We start from the raw sequence: 15,733 nt of genomic DNA, 5'->3' as shown, positions 1-15,733 counted from the left end.
GAGCGGGGGAGGAATCGATGCGCAGCTTCACCATTGCCGCACTGGCTTGCCTGGGCTTCTGCCTGCAAGCTGCCGGCCCGCGCGCCGAGCTCTACCAGTGGACCGACGAGCGCGGCCAGGTCCACGTGACCGACGACGGCGCGAAGGTTCCGACCGGCCAGTCGATCACGATGCAGCCGCAGAGTCCGGGGGCGCTCGAGAAGACCGATCGCGAGGCGGCGCACTCGCTGGCGCTGGAGTCGGTCGCCCCGCCCCGGGCCGCGACCGCGCGCGAGCACGTTCTGCTGTTCCAGAGCTCCGGGCACGAGATCAGCCTGGACGCCTCGCTCGAGGATCGGCTGGTGTGCAACTTCAAGGCGGACACCGGGGCGTCGCTGAACACGCTGCCGCGCTGGGCGGCCGACGAGCTCGGCGTCGAGATCGACGAAGACACGCCGCGGATCTCGGTCGTCGGCGTCTCGGGCCAGCCGATGCGCGTACCGGTCGTGATGATCGCGTCGCTCAGAATCGGCACGCTCTACGCGGAGAACGTCGAGATGGCGGTGCTCGACACGATGAGCTCGGGCCTGCTCGGAATGCCGTTCTGGAACCGCTACCGCGTGGCGATCGATCCGGAGCTGGGCGAGCTGCGGCTCAGCGAGCTCGACCCGGGCTCGGTGCAGGGCGTCTTCGGTGGCGTCGCCGCGGAGAGCTGGCGCAAGCGCTTCGAGCAGATCGATCGACAGCTCGCCGCTCTGCAGAAGGCGCGTGACTCGGTGCCGCCGGAATCGGAGACACAGGCGCAGCGCTATCTCGAGCGACTCGACCGCGAGGAAGAGAAGCTGCAGCGCCAGCTCGAGGAGCTGGAGAGCCGCGCGCAGGCCGCAGGATTTCCCGACCGCCTGCGGTGAGAAGCGCAGTCCTCCGTCGGGAGAAAGCGATTCCTCGCGAGAGGCGCAGCGCCGAGCGGTCGGAATTGCGCAGCTACGCGTTCAAGTCCGAGTCGATGATCGAGAATCCGCTTCGCGAATCAGGAGAATACGCGTTGGCATCCGATTTGCTCTCATCCCCGCCCATGTCACCGTTCCACAAGAAGATCGTCGAGGTGCTGGAGGGTCGGTACGGGGTCAGCCCCGTGTTCGCCGAGCAATTCGTCCCGTTGTTCGACCAGGTCGCGCAGAGCCGACCGAGCTCGGACGACTGGGAGCAGCTCATGGAGTGTCTGGCCGCGGCCTACCGCGCGATTCCCCCGGTGGAGGACAAGGCGCTGCACGAGGCTCAGGTGCTGGTGGGCCAGTTCGTGACCGAGATGAAGAAGATCGACGAGTCCCTGAAGGTGGTGACGGTGTTCCTCGATCGCCTTCGCCAGCAGCTCGGCGCGCCCGAAGCCGCCCGCGTCCTCCACTAGCTCCGCGCCTCACCCCACGGCCCGGGTCCCGGCGAGGTGCTCGCCGTGCAGCTGCCCGTGCGCTTGCCGCTGCTGCGGCTGGCCGCTCCGTTCGCGCTGGGCATCGCGCTCGAGGATCGACTCGGGCTCGCGCCCGTCTTTGCGGGATCTCTCGCGCTCGCGGGCCTCGCGCTCTGGCGATGGCGCGCTCGCGCTCGCGTGGCCCGGATCGGCGAGGCGCTGCTCGGACTTGGCCTGGGAGCGCTCGCGCTCGGCCTGCGCCTTCACCTGCCGGCCCCCGAGGTCGCGCGCGCGCCGGTGCCGCTTACCGCGCTCGAGGCGCCGATCGCGGAACCGAGCGGCTGTCGCATTTTCGTGTACGTGCACGGCGCTTGGCCGGGGCGCGCGCTGCTTCGCGGCGAGGGAACGGCCTGCGAGCTGCTGCCGGGCGAGCGCGCGCTCGCGCGGCTCCGGCTCGAGCGCGCGCGGCCCGCGACCAAGCCGGGCGGCGCGGACGCGCGCCGGCGCCTCGCGCGCCGCGGCGTGAGGCGCATCGCGCGGCTCGAAGACCACGCGCTGACCCGGATCGCCCCGGTGCCGCACGGGCCCGAAGCCGAGCTCGAGCGCCTGCGCCGCGCGATCGGCTCGCGACTCGACCCGGAGCACGCGCCGGGCACGCGCGGCGGCGTGCTGCTCCGGGCGCTTGCGACTGCCGACACCAGTCGCCTGGACGAGTCTCTGCGCGCGGTCTTCGCGGCGTCCGGCACCACGCACCTGCTCTCGGTCTCGGGAACGCACGTGACCTTCGTCGTCTGGCTCGCCGCGACGGGCGTCACATTCGCGCTGCGCCGCGCGAGCTGGCTGCCGCTCGTGCGCGCGGCGGGGTCGCTCGGCCTCGCGATCGGCGTGGCCACCGGGCTCGGCTACGCGGCGCTCTGCGGTCTGGGGCCACCCGCGCTTCGCGCCGCGGCGATGGCGTTCGCGGCGGGGGTCGCTCTGCTCGGCGGGCGCACGGGCGCGGCGTGGAATGCGCTCGCTCTCGCGCTTCTGATCGTGCTCGCGCTCGATCCGGCGGCCCTCTTCGAGGCTTCCCTCCAGCTCTCCTTCACGGCGGTCGCGGGGCTTCTGCTCTGGCGTCCGCCGCCGGGGTTCCTGCGCGGATCGCTGCACGTCTCGCTCGCGGCGGGGCTGGCTACCGCGCCGCTCGCCGCGTCGATCGGCGCGCCCCTCCCAGCCGGATGGCTGCTCGCGAACGCGCTGGCCGTGCCGTACTTCACGGCGCTGGTCGTGCCGCTCGCGCTCGCCTCGGGCCTGCTCGGCGACTCGGCTTCGTGGCTGCTCGCGCTCGCGCGGGGCTCGGCCGAGCTCGGGCTTCGGCTGCTCGAGCGCTGCGCGAGCCCGGACTTGTTGGCGGGCGCGGGCGATCCGGTCGCGCTCGCGCTGGGGCTCGCGGCGCTCGGATTCGGAGGCAGGGCGTTCGCGCTGGGCCGGCGCGGTCCTGCGCTCGCGCTGTTCGCGCTGGCGACGTTCGCCGCGGCGGGCGCGCTCCGCGTGGAGAACCGCTCCGCCGCGGAGCCGAGCCTGCTCTTCCTCGACGTCGGTCACGGAGACGCGATCCTGCTCCGCGCCGGGCGACACGCCTGGCTCGTCGACGCGGGCACGCGCTTCGCGGGCTTCGACGCCGGGCGCGGCATCGTGCTCCCGGCGCTTCGCGCCGAAGGCATTCGCAGGCTCGACGCGCTGGTGCTCACGCACGCCGACCTCGACCACGTGGGCGGCGCCGCGGCCGTGCTCGACGCGCTGCCCGTGGCCGAGCTCTGGGTCACCGCGCAGACGCTCGGGGCGCCCGTGCTGCGCCGGCTGCGCGGGCTCGCCGCCCGGCGAGGCGTGGCCTTGCGCATCGTCGCTGCCGGCACGATTGGCGCGGCCGCGGGCCTCTCGCTCCACGCGCTCTGGCCGCCCGCAGGGCTCGTGGCGTCCGGCACGAACGCGGGGTCGCTCGTGCTGCGCGTCGAGGCTGCCGAGGCCTGCGCGCTGCTCATGGGCGACGCGCCCGCCGCGGTGGAGCGCGAGCTCGCGCTTCAGCCGAAGCCGTGCTCGGTGCTGAAGCTCGGCCACCACGGCAGCGCGACCTCGAGCGATCCGCGCTTTCTCGACGCGTTCGCGCCGGAGATCGCGATCGCCAGCGCCGGCCGCCGGCCGCGCTCGCCGCTGCCGAATCCCCGAGTGCGCGAGCGGCTCGCGGTGCGCTCGATCTCGCTCTGGACGACGCGAAGCTACGGAGCCATCGCGGTCCGGCTCGGGCGTCCCGGCCCGCGGGTCGATCCATTCCTCACGCGACCGTTTCGCGAGGACTGGTAGACTTCGCGCATGGCGAAGCGACCGGACGGCGTGGATCCCGAGGTGTGGCGCGAGCAGAGGGCGGCGCACTGGCGGCGCATCAATTGGGTGCTGAACGTGCTGATGGTGCTTGCCGCGCTCGCCATCATCCTGCGCTACGTGACGCGCTGAGCGGCCGCGTCCGCGAGCACGAATCGCTCGACCGCGTCCGCCAGATCTCTCGCGATCGGAGTTCCTGGCGGCACGCGCCCGACGTGCGCCGCGCCGTGTCCCGTCCGCACCAGAATGCCGCGACAGCCGAGGTTTCGCGCCAGCTCCACGTCGACGTCCTTGTCCCCGATCACGAAGCTCCGCGCCAGATCGACGCCGTGCTCGCGCATCGCGCGCAGCGCGAGCCCGGTCCGCGGCTTGCGGCAGTCGCAGCCCGCGTCGGGCGCGTGCGGGCAGTGGTAGTAGCCGTCGAGCGCGGCGCCATGCGAGGCGAAGTCCTCGCGCAGTCGCGCCGCGAAGCGCGAGTGGTCGGCCTCGCCGAAGATCCCGCGCGCGATCCCCGACTGGTTCGATAGCACCACGACGCCGAAGCCCGAAGCACGGAGCCGCGCGACGGCGGCGTGCGCGCCCGGGAGCGCCGCGTAGTCCTCGAGGCGGAAGGCGTACTCGCGCTCCTCGAGCAGCGTGCCGTCGCGGTCGAGGAGCACGAACGGGCGCGTCCCCGGTCGAGTCACTTCGCGACCTCCGCACCGGCGCAGCTCGCGAAGCGATGGCCCGGCTCGTCGCGGTGCGCGCGCACGAAGGCGGCGAGGTCGCCGCCGAGCGCCGCGAGCTCCGCCGCGAAGCAGGGCAGCTCGCCGACGTAGGCGCGCTGCGCGGCGAGCCAGGCATTCGAGAGCTCGAGCTCCGGAAAGCGCGCGTAGCGCTTCGAACGCCAGGGCCGGGCGGCGTGGACCTCGCGCTGGTAGCGCGCGAAGACCGGAGCGCGAAGCGCCCGGGCCTGCTCCGGGTCAGCGGCCGCGGCGTAGACGAGCTCGAGCTCGTCGCGCAGCTCGCCGAGCAGCTCCGCGAACGTGAGCTCGTCGGCGAAGCCCCCCTCGGCGCGGCTGCGTTGCTCGGGATCCGCAGCGAGAAGCTCGAGCGTCGCGTGGTGCGCGATGAAGCTCGCCAGCGCCTCGTCGTAGGCGATGTCGCCCGCGACGAAGATCGTCTGGTGCACGAGCTCGTGCAGGAACGTGTCGACCAGATCGGCCTCGGGCCAGGAGAGCACCGCGCGCGGAATCGGATCGTCGAACCAGCCGAGCGTGCTGTAGAGCGGGGCGGGGCGCAGATAGGTGTCGTAGCCCTGGCTCGCGAGCTCGGCGGCGAAGCTCCGGGCGCGGTCCTCTTCGAAGTAGCCGCGGTACGAGACCCGTCCGCTGATCGGGAACCACCAGGAGAGCGGCTCGACCCGATCCGCCGGTGCCGCCGTCACCACGTGCACGAGCCCGCTCCCGCGTTCGCCGACCAGATCGCGGTAGCTTGTCGTGCGCGCGAGTCCGAGCGACTCTCCGAACTCGAGCGCGCGGCGCAGGCTCGCGTAGCCCTGCTGCTCGATCGGCTCGAGCGAGGCGAGAAGCTGCGGCGTGATGCGCTCGCGCGAGAGCAGAAGCCGCGTCTGTCCCACGCCCAGACGCGCCAGGTACGCGAGGCTCGAGTCGGCATCCGACTCGGCGGGAGACGAGAAGAGAAGTGCCGAGACGAGCAGGGCCGAACGAATTCGTCGTCTTCCGGATCGCGGCGCCGCAGGACGAGCGCGAGCGGCTGCTTGCCGAGCTGTCATCGCTCGGCACGCTCGGCGTGGAGGAGCGCGAGGCGGAGATGCTGGCGTACTTCCATCCCGACGAGGCGAGCGCTGCGGGCCTGCGGGCGCTGGCCGATCCGAATCGACGCATCTCGGTGTCGGGTCCGGAGCTCGTGCCCGACGCGGACTGGGAGCGCGAGTGGCGCAGCGGGCTGGCGCCCCGGCTCGTCGCGGGCGTCTGGATCCGGCCGAGCTTCTGCGCGAGCGCGGGCGAGCCCGAGCTCGTGATCGACCCGCAGCAGGCCTTCGGCTCGGGCGAGCACGCCTCGACCCGACTCGCCCTCGGGCTCCTGCTCGAGGCGCTGCGCCCGGGCGAGTCGGTCCTCGACGTGGGCACGGGAAGCGGCATCCTCGCGCTCGCGGCCCTGCGCGTCGGGGCCGCGCGCGCGGTCGGCTTCGACACCGATCCGATCGCGATCGTGAACGCGGTCGAGAACCGCGCGCGGAACCGCCTGCCGCTCTCGCTCTACTGCGGAGGGATCGAGGCGCTCGCGAAGGGCGCACACTTCGATGTGGGCGTTGCGAATCTGCTCCTGCACGAGCTCGTGCCCTGCCTGCCGGCGCTCGCTTCTCGGACGCGCCGGGCGCTGGTGCTCTCGGGTCAGCTCGAGCTCGAGCGGCCGAGGCTCGACGCCGCGCTCGCCGGGCTCGACTGGGCTTGCGTGCGCGAGGTGAGCGAGGTCCAGTCGGGCGAGACCTGGTGCGCGCGCCTTCTGCTTCACGGCGCGTCCCGAAAGCCGTCGAGCAGCGCGTCGAGCGTGTCCTCGAGCGGGTGAGCCGCGCGCCAGCCGAGCGCGCGGAGCCGGTCCGAATTCCCCGCGCGCGAGCGGCGCCCCTCGGGAAGCGGGCGCCAGCGCTCCGGGTCGACCTCGATTCGCGGCCGCACCCGCGCGCGAGAGACCAGAAGCTCGAGGATCTCGGCGATCCGCCGCGCGCGTCCGGAGCAGACGTTGTAGGTGGCGCCGCTCTCGCCGCGTTCGAGCAGCACGGCGTAGGCCGCGACCACGTCGCGCACGTCGCTGAAGTCGCGCTCCGCGTCGAGATTCCCGACCCGGAGCACCGGCTCCTGCAGGCCGCGCTCGATGCGCGCGATCTGCTCGGCGAAGGAGCTCTCGGCGTAGATCGGCGGTCGCCCCCGGCCGGTGTGGTTGAACGGGCGGGCGATCAGCGCGTCGAGCCCGTCGCGCTCGATCGCCAGGCGAACCCGCTGCTCCGCGGCGGCCTTGGTCGCGGCGTACGCGGTCATCGGCCGGAGCGGGTCGGTCTCGCGCCACGGCGGAGCGGGCGCCGGGGAGAGACCGTAGACCTCGCCGGTCGAGACGAAGAGCAGCCGTGCTCGCGGGGCGCGCTCGCGCAGGGCGAGCAGCAGGTGATCGAGCGCAACGTAGTTCGCGCGCAAGCCCGATAGCGGCTCCCGCTCGACCTGGCTCGGCGAGGCGATCGCGGCCAGGTGCACGACCTCGTCGGGCCGGGCTGCCGAGACGAGCTCGTCGACCGCGGCGCGGCTGCGCAGATCGCACTCTCGCCAGGCGATCTGCGCATCGCAGGCGGGCTGGCCGGGAAGATCGCTGCCGATCGGCTCGCGTCCCGCGGCGCAGAGCGCCGGCACGAGCCATGAGCCCACGAAGCCGGCCGCACCGGTGACGAGCGTTCTGGTCTGCTTCACGACGAGCTCCGGCCGAGGCTAGCAAACGCGTGGTACGCTGCCGGCCGAGGGGAGGAGAGCGAATGCGAGTCGGAGTCGCCGGTCCCAACGCCGCGGGCAAGGGCGAGGTCGTCCGGCTGCTGGAGCGGCGCGGCTTCTACCCGGTCTCGCTCTCGGACGTGATCCGCGAAGACCTCGCGCGCGAGGGCCTCGCGCCGACCCGCGAGAACATGATCGAGCGCGGCCGGCGCCTGCGCGATCGCCACGGCCCGGCGGTCCTGGCGGAGCGAGCGCAGGTGCACCTTCCCGGCGACCGCAACCACGTCATCGACTCGATCCGCCACCCGGCCGAGGTCGAGTGCCTGCGCGCGGGCGGCGGGCTGCTCCTGCTCTGGGTCGACGCTTCCCCGCGGGTGCGCTTCGAGCGCTCGCGCGAGCGCGCGCGCGGCGGTGACGCGGCGACCTTCGAGGCGTTCGTGGCGCAGGAGGCGCGCGAGCTCGGCAGCGCCGACGCGGCCGCGCAGCAGCTGCTCGCCGTGAAGGCGCTGGCCGACGAGACGATCTCGAACGACGGCTCGCTCGAGGAGCTCTCCGCGCAGCTCGGGGAGGTGCTGCGCGACAAGCTGCAGTTTCGCGAGCGGCCGTCCTGGGACGAGTACTTCATGAGCATCGCGCGCGTGGTCTCGTCGCGGAGCAACTGCGTCAAGCGCAAGGTCGGAGCCGTGATCGCGCGCGACCGGCGCATCATCTCGACCGGCTACAACGGCACGCCGCGCGGCACCCGCAACTGCAACGAGGGCGGCTGCCCGCGCTGCAACGGCGTGGCCGAGTCCGGCACGCGCCTGGACGAGTGCCTGTGCAGCCACGCCGAGGAGAACGCGCTGACCCAGTCCGCCTACCACGGCGTGAGCGTGCGCGGCGGCACCATCTACACCACGCTGTGTCCGTGCCTGATGTGCACGAAGATGATCATCAACGCCGGTCTCGAGGAGGTGGTCTACGACGCCCACTTCCTGCTCGGCGAGGTCTCGATCGGGCTGCTGCGCGAGGCGGGGGTCGAGATCCGGCAGTTCGGCTGACGCGCTAGACGAAGCGCGCCAGCTGGAACGCCAGGCGGATCCCTTCGGAGATCTCGGCCGCGCGAAGCGGCAGCGAGAGCGTCGCCGAGCGGGGCAGCCAGGCCGGGTCCGCGAGCCACGGCGGCCCGACCACGATGCTCTCGAGCTTGTTCGCCTCGAGCACCTCGAGCAGCCGAAGCAGCCCGGTCGCTTCGAGCGGCCCGATTCGCGCGCCCGTGAGGTCGAGCACGGCGACGCGGAGCGCGCCCGGACCGAGGTCGCCGAGAATCGTCTCGACCGCCTCGAGCGAGTCGGCGGCGCCCGAGTAGGGGAGGATCATCACCGGACCCCAGACGTGGACCGCGGGCGAGAGCGGGTCGAACGCGCCCATCATCGAGCCCTCCGACTCGTCGACGTCCTGCGCGAGCCGCTCCAGCGCGGCCGATCGCATCGCGTCGTAGTCGAGGTAGGCCAGGCGCGTGGCGGCCCAGGCGTCGCCGGCGTCGAGCCAGGCCGCGGCCGGACGCGCGTCGAAGCTGCACGCGTGCGCGCCCTGCGCGGAGCACGCCAGCTCGCGCACGAGCTGGAACTCGCCGAGCAGTGCCGAGTACCAGCCGGAGCCGTAGCCCGCGCTCACGTGACAGACGGGATCGGGGTCGGGACCGAGCTCGCGCAGGTGGATCGCTGCCTCGACCGAATCCTGGAGCTCCCCGCCGAAGCCGCGATCCGCGCGGATGCGACCGGGCCTGAAGACCATCGGCAGCCCGGGGCCGCTCTGGCGCGGCGCGCCGCCGAGCGCGGCGCCGAAGCGGCGCGCGACGAGCAGCCCGTCGAGCAGGCCGCGGGAGAGACCGATCCCGTACAGGATCCCGTCCGCGTAGGGTCGCCCCACGCCCTCGAAGGCGTTGCGCCGCAGGCGCGCGAGCTCGTCGGGGTTCTCGAACGCGCCGCGAAGCTCGAGCGGCACCTCGACCCCGTCCATGTCCTCGTCCCGCGCGCGGCTCATCGCGCCGTCCAGGTGCCGCGCACGAAGGCCTCGATGTCGAACTTGGACGCGGTCTCGATGAAGGCCTCCTCCTCGCGCTCCGCGATGCGGATGAAGGCGTCGGCGACCGCCGGGTCGAACTGCGTGCCGCTGAAGGTCGCGATCTCCTCGATCACGCGTTCGAACGGCAGCGCGTTGCGGTACGGGCGATCGGAGGTCATCGCCTCGACGGTGTCGGCGACCAGGATGATGCGGCTGGGGTACGGAATCTGCGCGGCGCGGAGCTGCGACGGGTAGCCGTTCGAGGAGCCGTCGTACCACTCGTGGTGGTGGCGCACGCACGGAACGACGTCGGCGAGGAAGGCGACCGGCTCGAGGATCCGCGCGCCGATCTCCGGGTGGCGCTTCATCTGCGCGTACTCCTCGCGCGAGAGGCGCTCGGGCTTGCCGATGATCGCGTCGGGGATGCCGATCTTGCCGATGTCGTGCAGCAGGCCGGCCAGGTAGATCCGCTCGATGAAGTCGAGACCGCAGCCGAGCTCTCGCGCGATTCGCGACGCGTAGACGCCGACGCGTTCGGAGTGGCCGCGCGTGTACGGATCCTTCGCGTCGACCGCCTCCGAGAGCGCGCGCACGGTGGGCAGGTATGCCTTGCGCAGCTCGAGGTTCGCGAGCTGCAGCTCGCGCGTGCGCTCGTCGACCTTCTGCTCGAGCGAGGCGTTCATCGCTTGCAGCTCGGCGTTCTGGAGCTGCGCGATCTGGTTCAGGCGGCGGATCTCCTCGCGCATCGACCAGTCGTCGAGGGCCTGGCGCACCGTGGCGCGCAGCTCGTGATCGTCCCAGGGCTTCGTCATCAGGCGGTAGATCTGGCCGTGGTTGATCGCCTCGATCGCGACGTCGATCTCGGTGTGCCCCGTCAGCATGATGCGCACGATCTCCGGGAAGCGTTCGCGCACCAGCGCGAGCAGCTTCACGCCGGGTCCGCCCGGCATGCGCTGATCGGAGACCACGACCTGGATCGACTCGGTTTCGAGAAGCGCGAGCGCCTGCGCCGAGGAATTCGCCGTGTAGACGCGCACCGGCTCCTGGCGGAACAGGCGCGTGATCGCCTTCAGGATGTTGACCTCGTCGTCGACGAAGAGCACGCCCGGCTTCTCGACGGGCTCGCGGGGGACGGACATGGTCCCCGCTCACTTCAAGCGGCGTGCCTGCACCGGGCGAAGCGCGCGCCCGCGGCGCGGATTCGGCGCCCCGCGCGGGGAGTCGCCCGCGAGTTGCGCGAGCGCTGCGCCCGCGTTGCCGCCGGCAAGCGATTCCCGACGCCGGGACCGAGTTGCGCGCAGTTGCCGCAGAGCTGCGCGGCCAGGTGCCGGCCTTGCGATCGCGTGGAGGCGCAGCTCCGCGCAGATCTCCGCGCCTCGCGCGGGCCGCCGGCCGGTCCCGCCACCTGCGCCTGCCGATGCGTGTCCCGGATCCGGGACGTCTCGGACGCGAGACGCGGCGAAGGGCGTCAGGCGTCGGTGTCTCCGGAGAACGCCGCGACCGCGACGTTGTCGGCCGCGCCCGCGCGAAGCGCGGCGAGCGCGAGCTCGCGCGCGCACTCGAGATCCGTCGCGAATCCGGAAAGCGAGCCCGGGATCAGCGAGGGATCGGGCGTGAAGTTGATCACGCCGTCCGAGACCAGCGCGATCCGCTCTCGCTTCGCGCGCTCGAAGCTCGTGTGCCAGCGGGCCGGCGCGATCTGGCCCGGGCCGCGCTCGCTGCCGACGAGAATCGTGTTCTGCTGCATCAGCGGGAGCGGCGAGCCGGCGCGAAACGCGAACGCGTCGCCGAAGCTCGCCAGCTCGCAGCTCGCGCCGCGAAGCGCCGCGAGCACCAGGCAGGAGCGCGACTCGCTGCCCCTGGGCAGCCGAGTGCGCACGTCGTCGAGCAGCTCGCAGACGCGCTCGCGAAACGCGGCGCCGCTCGCGAGCAGGAGCGGCTCCGCGAGCGCGCGCGTGCGCGCGATCGCGAGCTCGGCCGCCTCGACGCCGTTGAAGCCGTCGGCGACGGCGAGCAGCACGCCCGCCGGAAGGCGCACCAGCAGCGCGGCATCCTCGTTCGGATCCTTGTGCGCGTAGGTCTTCGGCGCCGCGCCGCGCGAGATCGCCAGCGCCCCGCCACCGTCGAGCTCCGCGAGCGCGAGCGGCCCGAGCTCCGGCCAGTGGCGTCCGAGAAGTTCGATCGCGCGCATCCGGGCAGGATAGTAATGTCGGCCTCGCGTTGCGGGAGGGAGCGGTGTGAAGGCGATATTGATCGAGGGCGAGGGCAGGGCCGCGAAGCTGGTGCTGGCCGACGCTCCGCGTCCGGAGCTCCGCGCGGGCGAGCTGCGGATCGCGGTCGCTGCGAGCGCCGTGAACCGCGCCGACCTGATGCAGCGCCGCGGGCTCTACCCGCCGCCGCCCGGCGCGTCGGCCGTGCTCGGGCTCGAGTGCGCGGGCACGGTGGTCGAGGTCGCGAGCGACGTCCGCGGCTTCGCGCCCGGGGACCGGGTGATGGCGCTGCTCTCGGGCGGGGGATACGCGGCCGAGGTCTGCGTCGACGCCGGATCCGCGATGCGCGTGCCGGCGGGGCTCTCGCTGCTCGAAGCTGCTGCGATTCCCGAGGTCTTCCTCACCTGTCACTTGAACCTGTTCCAGCTCGCGCAGGCGCCGGCGGCAGGCTGGGCGCTCGTGCACGGCGGCGGCAGCGGCATCGGAACGGCCGCGATCCAGCTGCTCCGCGAGGCGGGCGTGCGCTCGATCGTGACCGCCGGAAGCCCCGCCAAGTGCGCGCGCTGCCGCGAGCTCGGCGCGGACGTCGCGCTCGATTACTCGAAGGGCGAGTTCGCTCCGGCCGTGCTCGAGGCGACGGGGGGCGCGGGCGTCGATGTCGTGCTCGACTCGATCGGCGCCCCGTACCTGGCGCAGCACCTCGCCTGCCTGCGCGTCGGCGGACGGCTGGTGCTGATCGGCCTGATGGGCGGCGCGAAGGCCGAGCTGAATCTCGGCCTGCTGCTCATGAAACGGCTCACGATCATCGGCTCGACGCTGCGCGCGCGCCCGGCCGCGGAGAAGGCCGAGATCGTGCGCGGATTCCTGGCTCGCTTCGGCGCGGCGCTCGAGCGCGGCTCGCTTCGCGCCGTCGTCGACCGCGTCCTGCCGCTTCGCGACGCCCAGGCCGCCCACGATCGGGTCGAATCGAGCGCGCACTTCGGCAAGGTCGTGCTTCAGGTGGACGACGCGGCTGGCTAGAGGAAGCCGAGCTGAGGATCGTCGGTCGCGAGCTCGAGCAGGGACGGGTCGTCGTTGCGCACCGAGTTCACGCGGGTCGAGACCGGGTGCGCGCGCAGGGCGCGGCCCGCGACCGGAGTGAGGAGCGCTGTGATCGCCTCGACGTTCCCGTCGAGTGAGGGGTCGAGCCAGGCCGACTCGGCGTCGCGCGGCAGGATCACGGGCATGCGCTCGTGGATCGCGTGCACGGCCTCGTTCGCCGCGGCGGTCACGATCACGCACGAGTGCAGCGGCTCGCCGATCTCGCCATCCTTCGGCTGCCAGACCGACCAGAGCCCCGCCATCGCGAACACCTCGGAGCTCGCGAGCCCGATCCAGTGCGGGATCTTGCGCTTCCCGGGCGGCACGGGCGCCTGCCACTCGTAGAAGCCGTCCGCGGGAATCAGGCAGCGCTGCCGGCGCAGCGGCGCGCGGAACGCGGGCTTCGACGCGACACCCTCGCTGCGCGCGTTGATCAGCTGCGGCAGCCCGGCCCGCGTCTTCGCCCACGCCGGCACCAGACCCCAGCGCATGAGCGACGCCACGCGCCGCTCCGCGCCGCCGCGCACCACGACAACGTTCTGTGTCGGGGCGACGTTGTAGCGCGGCGCCAGCGCCGCGAGGTCGCCGGGGTCGAAGTCGAAGCGCTCCGCCAGCGCCTGCTTCTCGGTGTGCAGCGTGTAGCGCCCGCACATCCGCGTCTATCCGGCGCGAGCGCGTCGTGGTGGAGCTGAGCGGGATCGAACCGCCGACCTCCTGAATGCCATTCAGGCGCTCTCCCAGCTGAGCTACAGCCCCACGTCGGTCGCGGCGGAGGCTACCCGCGGCCGGCGGGAGGGTCAAGCAGCCGATGCGCTAGACTGCGCGCCCGGCCGGAGTGGCGGAACTGGCAGACGCGCGCGACTCAAAATCGCGTGCCCAAAAGGCGTGCGGGTTCGATTCCCGCCTCCGGCAAATGCCCGTTCCCGCCAGACGGCGATCCCCCCGCCAGCGTTCAGCGCGCCCCGTTTCCGACCGAATTGGATCTGTGGCGCACCGATGCGAGTGAGGGGACCCACCGCAGTGGATGTCAGGGCGGAGCAGCGCATTCGTGCGCTTCTCGAAGATACCTCTCTGGCGCGTGGCGAGGCGTTCTTCCCCGCGCTGGTGAAGGGGCTCGCGCAGGCGCTCGGAACGCGCTTCGCGCGCATCTCCGTGCTGAACGCCGACGACTCGCTCGAGACGGTGGCGCTCTGGGACGGTGCGGGCGTCACGCGCGGTGCCCGGCAGCCGCTCGCCGGAAGCGCCGCGGCCGACGCGATCGGCGCGGAGTTCTGCGTCTTCCGCGACCGCGCCCAGGAAGTCTTTCCCGACGACGCGTCGCTGCGCGAGCACGGCGTTCGCGGCTACGTGGGTGCGGTCGTCTTCGCGGCGGACGGGCAGGTGCTCGGCGAGCTCTGCGCGATGCACGACGGTCCGCTGCCTTCGGCGGCCGACGATCCGTCGATCCTGCGCGCCAGCGCGGGCCGGGCCGCGACCGAGCTGATGCAGATGCGCTTCTCGGCCGAGCCCGAGGCCAGCGAGGCGCTGACCCGCGGGATCCTCAAGTCGATGACGGACGCGATGATCGTCGTCCGCAGCGATGGCACCGTCGCCTTCCACAACGCTGCGGCCTGCGCGCTGTTCCGGACCGACCCGATCTGGCTCGCGGGCGCCGCGCTCGCCGAGCTTCTGCCCGATCTCGAGGGCGCGGCGTCGGAGATCGGGGGCGGGAATCCGAGCTCGGCCTTCGACGCCGGCGCGCAGCTCGAGCTCACCGCCCACGCGCCGGGCGGGGCGACGGTTCCCGTCGCGGTCACGATCTGCTCGTTCGATCTCGCGGGCGAGCGGCTTCACACCGTGGTTCTGCGCGACATCGAGCGCCGGCGGCGCGAGGAGCAGCGCCTGCGCGGCTACGCGCGCGCGCTCAAGCGCGCGAACGCGGATCTCGAGCGCTCGCGGCGCAAGGCCGAGCAGGCGGCGGCGGCCAAGACCGAGTTCCTCGCCAACATGAGCCACGAGATCCGCACGCCGATGACGGCGATCCTCGGCTTCACCGACATCCTGCTCGAGGACGAAGCCTCCACCCCCGTCGAGCGGCAGGACGCGCTCCGGACCATCCGGCGCAACGGCGCCTATCTTCTGGAGATCCTGAACGACATCCTCGACTTCTCGAAGATCGAGGCGAATCGGCTCGAGATCGAGGAGGTGCCGTGCGCCCCCGCGCGGATCTTCGGCGACGTGGTCGACCTGCTCCGCCCGCGCGCGAGCGAGAAGCGCGTCGAGCTCGTCCTGGAGCTCGACGGCCCGATTCCGGATCGGCTGCTCTCCGACCCGGTCCGCCTGCGCCAGATCCTGCTGAACCTGGTCGGCAATGCGGTGAAGTTCACCTCCGCAGGCTCGGTCCGCGTGATCGCCCGCTACGACGACGCGGACCGAACGCTGGAGTTCTGCGTGCGCGACACCGGGATCGGCATCGACGACGCGGTGCTCGCCGAGATCTTCGAGCCGTTCCGCCAGGGCGATAGCTCGATGACGCGTCGTTTCGGCGGCACCGGGCTGGGGCTGGCGATCACCAAGCGCATCGTCGAGCGGCTCGGCGGCGCGATCTCGGCCACGAGCGTGGTCGGCAAGGGCAGCGATTTCTGCGTTCGCGTTCCCGCGCACCCCATCGACGAGGCGGGCGGCGTTCCCGGGAGCCAGGAATCGGACACGCCGAGCACCGGGCGAATGCGACGCGCGCTCGAGAAGCTGCGCGCCAGCGGTCGGGTCCTGCTGGTCGAGGACGGCCCCGACAACCAGCGCGTGATCCGCCACGTGCTCGAGCGCGCCGGGTTCGAGGTGACGACCGCGGAGAACGGCTCGATCGGCGTCGAGCTCGCGCTCGCCTCGCTCGACGAGGAGCGGCCCTTCCGCGTGATCCTGATGGACGTGCAGATGCCGGTGCTCGACGGATACGAGGCGACGCGCCGCCTGCGCGAGAGCGGCTACACCGGGCCGATCATCGCGCTCACCGCTCACGCGCTTCCCTCCGAGCGACAGCGCTGTCTCGACGCGGGCTGCGACGCCTTCGCGACCAAGCCGATCGAGCGCGTGGTGCTACTCGAGACGATCGCGCTGCACCTGGCCAAGACCGCGGACCCGTAGCGCCCGCCAGCGAGTTCCGGCTCTCGGGTCGCGGTGCTACCTTCGATGCC

At 72.6% G+C, this 15,733-nt stretch carries 14 protein-coding genes and 2 tRNA genes; 8 read left to right on the top strand and 8 right to left on the bottom strand.

Features of this window, described 5'->3' with window-relative positions; genetic code table 11:
- The first annotated feature begins 17 nt into the window (after positions 1-17).
- From FJ108_03600 to FJ108_03590, 3 genes are all read left to right on the top strand, one after another.
- Positions 18-890, top strand: coding sequence for a DUF4124 domain-containing protein (locus tag FJ108_03600; GenBank protein ID MBM4334982.1), 873 nt, complete (start codon positions 18-20; stop codon positions 888-890).
- Positions 891-1,054: 164 nt separating this feature from the next.
- Positions 1,055-1,387: a hypothetical protein gene (locus tag FJ108_03595; GenBank protein ID MBM4334981.1), complete on the top strand. Its 333-nt coding sequence runs from the start codon at positions 1,055-1,057 to the stop codon at positions 1,385-1,387.
- 36 nt (positions 1,388-1,423) lie between these two features.
- Positions 1,424-3,727 carry an MBL fold metallo-hydrolase gene (locus FJ108_03590; GenBank protein ID MBM4334980.1) on the top strand — a complete coding sequence of 768 codons (2,304 nt, stop codon included), beginning with the start codon at positions 1,424-1,426 and terminating at the stop codon, positions 3,725-3,727.
- 134 nt (positions 3,728-3,861) lie between these two features.
- Here the strand turns inward: FJ108_03590 and FJ108_03585 are convergent, their stop codons facing one another.
- On the bottom strand, positions 3,862-4,584 hold the full coding sequence (locus tag FJ108_03585) for an HAD family hydrolase (GenBank protein ID MBM4334979.1): 723 nt from the start codon (positions 4,582-4,584) through the stop codon (positions 3,862-3,864).
- Positions 4,428-5,519 (bottom strand): hypothetical protein, encoded by a 1,092-nt coding sequence (locus FJ108_03580; GenBank protein ID MBM4334978.1) that lies wholly within the window; start codon positions 5,517-5,519, stop codon positions 4,428-4,430. The genes FJ108_03585 and FJ108_03580 overlap by 157 nt, the downstream gene beginning before the upstream one ends.
- Before the next feature lie 17 nt (positions 5,520-5,536).
- On the opposite strand from FJ108_03580, the gene FJ108_03575 reads away from it, so the two are divergent.
- A complete protein-coding gene (locus FJ108_03575; GenBank protein MBM4334977.1) occupies positions 5,537-6,316 on the top strand; it encodes a methyltransferase domain-containing protein in 780 nt (259 codons plus the stop codon).
- Here FJ108_03575 and FJ108_03570 read toward each other — a convergent pair.
- Positions 6,259-7,206 carry an NAD-dependent epimerase/dehydratase family protein gene (locus tag FJ108_03570; GenBank protein ID MBM4334976.1) on the bottom strand — a complete coding sequence of 316 codons (948 nt, stop codon included), beginning with the start codon at positions 7,204-7,206 and terminating at the stop codon, positions 6,259-6,261. The genes FJ108_03575 and FJ108_03570 overlap by 58 nt on opposite strands.
- Before the next feature lie 62 nt (positions 7,207-7,268).
- On the opposite strand from FJ108_03570, the gene FJ108_03565 reads away from it, so the two are divergent.
- The gene (locus tag FJ108_03565; GenBank protein ID MBM4334975.1) at positions 7,269-8,264 is read left to right on the top strand and encodes a hypothetical protein; all 996 of its coding nucleotides are present in this window, start codon (positions 7,269-7,271) and stop codon (positions 8,262-8,264) included.
- A 4-nt stretch (positions 8,265-8,268) separates the two neighbouring features.
- Here FJ108_03565 and FJ108_03560 read toward each other — a convergent pair whose 3' ends face one another.
- The 3 genes from FJ108_03560 to FJ108_03550 form a co-directional block, all read right to left on the bottom strand.
- A complete protein-coding gene (locus FJ108_03560) occupies positions 8,269-9,249 on the bottom strand; it encodes a hypothetical protein (GenBank protein MBM4334974.1) in 981 nt (326 codons plus the stop codon).
- Complete coding sequence (locus tag FJ108_03555) at positions 9,246-10,409, bottom strand: response regulator (GenBank protein MBM4334973.1); 1,164 nt, start codon at positions 10,407-10,409, stop codon at positions 9,246-9,248. Before FJ108_03555 ends, FJ108_03560 begins: the two co-directional genes overlap by 4 nt.
- 329 nt (positions 10,410-10,738) lie before the next feature.
- Positions 10,739-11,461 (bottom strand): protein phosphatase 2C domain-containing protein, encoded by a 723-nt coding sequence (locus tag FJ108_03550; GenBank protein MBM4334972.1) that lies wholly within the window; start codon positions 11,459-11,461, stop codon positions 10,739-10,741.
- Between the two features lie 46 nt (positions 11,462-11,507).
- Here FJ108_03550 and FJ108_03545 point away from each other — a divergent pair, with 46 nt between their 5' ends.
- The gene (locus FJ108_03545; protein MBM4334971.1) at positions 11,508-12,500 is read left to right on the top strand and encodes an NAD(P)H-quinone oxidoreductase; all 993 of its coding nucleotides are present in this window, start codon (positions 11,508-11,510) and stop codon (positions 12,498-12,500) included.
- Here FJ108_03545 and FJ108_03540 read toward each other — a convergent pair.
- Entirely contained in the window at positions 12,497-13,213 is a 717-nt protein-coding gene (locus FJ108_03540; GenBank protein MBM4334970.1) for an SOS response-associated peptidase, read from the bottom strand. The genes FJ108_03545 and FJ108_03540 overlap by 4 nt on opposite strands.
- A gap of 27 nt (positions 13,214-13,240) precedes the next feature.
- Positions 13,241-13,316 (bottom strand) — tRNA-Ala (locus tag FJ108_03535).
- Between the two features lie 73 nt (positions 13,317-13,389).
- Between FJ108_03535 and FJ108_03530 the strand changes: the two genes are divergently transcribed.
- Both FJ108_03530 and FJ108_03525 read left to right on the top strand, forming a co-directional pair.
- Positions 13,390-13,472, top strand: a tRNA-Leu gene (locus FJ108_03530).
- Positions 13,473-13,580: 108 nt separating this feature from the next.
- The gene (locus FJ108_03525; GenBank protein MBM4334969.1) at positions 13,581-15,683 is read left to right on the top strand and encodes a response regulator; all 2,103 of its coding nucleotides are present in this window, start codon (positions 13,581-13,583) and stop codon (positions 15,681-15,683) included.
- Positions 15,684-15,733: the final 50 nt, after the last annotated feature.

The sequence above is a fragment of the Deltaproteobacteria bacterium genome, from assembly GCA_016875225.1.
Classification (GTDB): domain Bacteria; phylum Myxococcota_A; class UBA9160; order SZUA-336; family SZUA-336; genus VGRW01.
The sequence above is the reverse complement of the archived record's forward strand: the minus strand, read 5'-3'. Positions and strand labels throughout refer to the sequence as shown.

Coding starts and splice junctions, on each gene's coding strand:
- FJ108_03600 (MBM4334982.1), top strand. CDS start 18: ATGCGCAGCTTCACCATTGCCGCACTGGCTTGCCTGGGCTTCTGCCTG.
- FJ108_03555 (MBM4334973.1), bottom strand. CDS start 10,409: ATGTCCGTCCCCCGCGAGCCCGTCGAGAAGCCGGGCGTGCTCTTCGTC.
- FJ108_03550 (MBM4334972.1), bottom strand. CDS start 11,461: ATGCGCGCGATCGAACTTCTCGGACGCCACTGGCCGGAGCTCGGGCCG.
- FJ108_03565 (MBM4334975.1), top strand. CDS start 7,269: ATGCGAGTCGGAGTCGCCGGTCCCAACGCCGCGGGCAAGGGCGAGGTC.
- FJ108_03595 (MBM4334981.1), top strand. CDS start 1,055: ATGTCACCGTTCCACAAGAAGATCGTCGAGGTGCTGGAGGGTCGGTAC.
- FJ108_03560 (MBM4334974.1), bottom strand. CDS start 9,249: ATGAGCCGCGCGCGGGACGAGGACATGGACGGGGTCGAGGTGCCGCTC.
- FJ108_03540 (MBM4334970.1), bottom strand. CDS start 13,213: ATGTGCGGGCGCTACACGCTGCACACCGAGAAGCAGGCGCTGGCGGAG.
- FJ108_03580 (MBM4334978.1), bottom strand. CDS start 5,519: ATGACAGCTCGGCAAGCAGCCGCTCGCGCTCGTCCTGCGGCGCCGCGA.